5 protein-coding genes are annotated in these 1,940 nt (G+C 64.5%); all 5 read right to left on the reverse strand.

Going from position 1 to position 1,940, the window contains the following annotated elements; translation table 11 throughout:
* Window positions 1–337: 337 nt before the first annotated feature.
* Window positions 338–1,006 (reverse strand): hypothetical protein, encoded by a 669-nt coding sequence (locus tag ACEK02_RS09640; protein ID WP_371421496.1) that lies wholly within the window; start codon window positions 1,004–1,006, stop codon window positions 338–340.
* Window positions 1,003–1,203, reverse strand: a complete 201-nt coding sequence (locus ACEK02_RS09645) for a hypothetical protein (protein WP_371421497.1) — start codon at window positions 1,201–1,203, stop codon at window positions 1,003–1,005. Before ACEK02_RS09645 ends, ACEK02_RS09640 begins: the two co-directional genes overlap by 4 nt.
* On the reverse strand, window positions 1,200–1,469 hold the full coding sequence (locus ACEK02_RS09650) for a hypothetical protein (RefSeq protein ID WP_371421498.1): 270 nt from the start codon (window positions 1,467–1,469) through the stop codon (window positions 1,200–1,202). The genes ACEK02_RS09645 and ACEK02_RS09650 overlap by 4 nt, the downstream gene beginning before the upstream one ends.
* The gene (locus ACEK02_RS09655) at window positions 1,469–1,759 is read right to left on the reverse strand and encodes a hypothetical protein (RefSeq protein WP_371421499.1); all 291 of its coding nucleotides are present in this window, start codon (window positions 1,757–1,759) and stop codon (window positions 1,469–1,471) included. Before ACEK02_RS09655 ends, ACEK02_RS09650 begins: the two co-directional genes overlap by 1 nt.
* 32 nt (window positions 1,760–1,791) lie before the next feature.
* Window positions 1,792–1,940 (reverse strand): DUF2312 domain-containing protein (locus ACEK02_RS09660; protein WP_371421500.1); only part of this gene is annotated, 149 nt, incomplete at its 5' end.

Here is a 1,940-nt window from a genome sequence, read left to right on the forward strand (position 1 = left end):
TCGGCTAGGACCGGGCGAGCGGGTGCCACCGCTGGACGGTCAGGGGTGGGGGCGGGGTTGGTCACCTCGCCTCCTGAGATCGGCGAGAGGCGCGGCGCGCGCGGGGCGGCACGCCATTGTTCGAAGGCAGTGCGATGCGCGGGGCAGAGGTCCTTGCCCGGTGCCGGTTGGTGCGCGCAGCGGGCGCAGAGCGGCGCATCACAGGTGCCGCTCTTGCGGGTTTTAACCTTCCAGTCGCACAGCAAGGTGGCTGGACGCCCACAAGCGCAGCGTTCGCGCTTGCGCGACGAACAGACGATGGCCGAACCGCCGCCGGGTAAGGGGATGCGGTCACAGGTCATCCCGTCACCTCTCCCTTGCGCGAGAGGGCGGCGAGATTTGGAAGGTGCTTCCTCCACCAGAAGTTGCCGGGTTCGCCGACGGGCTTGGGATCGCCGAACCACTGACCGTCGAGAGGACCTTCGCCCTTGAGGAACGCGACCACCTCGCGCGGTACCTCCACCATCCCCCCGTCCACCCCGTCGCGCATGGCGGTGATTGCTTCGGCCTTCACGCGCTCATTGTGCTTGCGGGCGGTCGCCATCGAGCGACCGTCAGTCATTTGCAGGACCTGCGGACCGTGATCGACGTAAGGTTCGCCATCGGATGTGACGGTGAGATAGTCGATAAAGGCGTTCGGGTTCGCCGTCATGAACTCGCGCAACACCTTAGCGGTGTCAGTGATCTTGAATGGCCCCTTGCGATCCGGGATCATCCCGGGTTCGCGAATGATCAGCCAAAAGCGGCTATGCTCATCCGCGGTGCCGGGGCGTGTGGTTTGGGCGAGGCGTTCAGCTTCGACACGCCGGGCGATACGGGCAGCCTCGCTCAAGCCAGCTCTACGGCCGCGATCCCATGCGCCATGCTCGGGCCCCTGCAACGGCTTGTCGCGTTCTTTAATGATCGCTGCGCTGACAGCCTGCCTTACATCCTCGCGCATCGGCGTGGGTTCGGGAGCGAGCGTCATGCGGCACCGCGCGCGTTGACTGCGTCGACGAGCAGGTCGGCGATCGCGGTGGCGGATTCGTCGCTCAGGTCGCGATTGGCATCGACGACGAAGACCTCCATGTCGTCAGCATCGAGGACTGATCCGCTTTCCTCGTCGCACAGACGCAACGGCAAGCGGACGCCGAGCTCAGCTAGCGCCGCCGAAAAGGGCGTCATGCTGACACCATCGGGGTCGCCATCAGCCGAAGCGTCGCGGTCTTAGTCCAGTTCTCGAGCAAGCCTTTGTCGGGGCTGAAGGTGCAGGTGGACACGACGCCAGCACAGGACAGGCGGCTGCCATAATAGTGCGTGCCGTAGGTGGCACCGTGGTTGGCGACGAGGCCGTCGATGATGGTCGCGGCCGGGACGCCCGCGCGGGTCAGCTTGCCGACATAATCGGTCGCTGCGACCAGCTTTTGCCGTTTGAGTTCGATCGCGCCCATCAGTGCACCCGATCGAAGGCAAAGGTGGGATGAGATCTGTCGTGGCGCGGATCCGCCAGGCGAACTTCCAAGATGTTCGAGATCCCACGCGCCTCCGCCGCCAGGAGCTTGCGCGCTTTGGCCTCGGCCTGTTCGACCGAAGAGGCCATGATCGCGTAGGAGCGCTGATCCTCGCTGGTGACTTCAAAATCGATCGTGACGACGATCTCGCGCTCGCCACGATCGTCGAACAGCGCCCAATGACGGTCGTAAAAGCGGCGACATGCCTGCAGCGATGCCGGATACGGCATCGCGGCGATGTCCTGGAGCGTGGGCCTGTCCATCAGTCGAGCCCCAGCGCCGACTTGTACATTTCGATCATCGCCTCGGCTTCGTCGCGATGGTGTTTCTCCATCTTGCGCAGGCGGATGATCACCCGCATCGTCTTGACGTCGAACCCGGTCGATTTGGCCTCGCCGTAGACATCCTTGA

The organism is Tardiphaga sp., from assembly GCF_041424195.1.
In the GTDB taxonomy this organism is placed as follows: domain Bacteria; phylum Pseudomonadota; class Alphaproteobacteria; order Rhizobiales; family Xanthobacteraceae; genus Tardiphaga.

Bases quoted from the DNA above. Each gene is read 5' to 3' on its own strand.
- ACEK02_RS09650 (WP_371421498.1), bottom strand. From the start codon at position 1,469: ATGGGCGCGATCGAACTCAAACGGCAAAAGCTGGTCGCAGCGACCGAT.
- ACEK02_RS09645 (WP_371421497.1), bottom strand. From the start codon at position 1,203: ATGACGCCCTTTTCGGCGGCGCTAGCTGAGCTCGGCGTCCGCTTGCCG.
- ACEK02_RS09640 (WP_371421496.1), bottom strand. From the start codon at position 1,006: ATGACGCTCGCTCCCGAACCCACGCCGATGCGCGAGGATGTAAGGCAG.
- ACEK02_RS09655 (WP_371421499.1), bottom strand. From the start codon at position 1,759: ATGCCGTATCCGGCATCGCTGCAGGCATGTCGCCGCTTTTACGACCGT.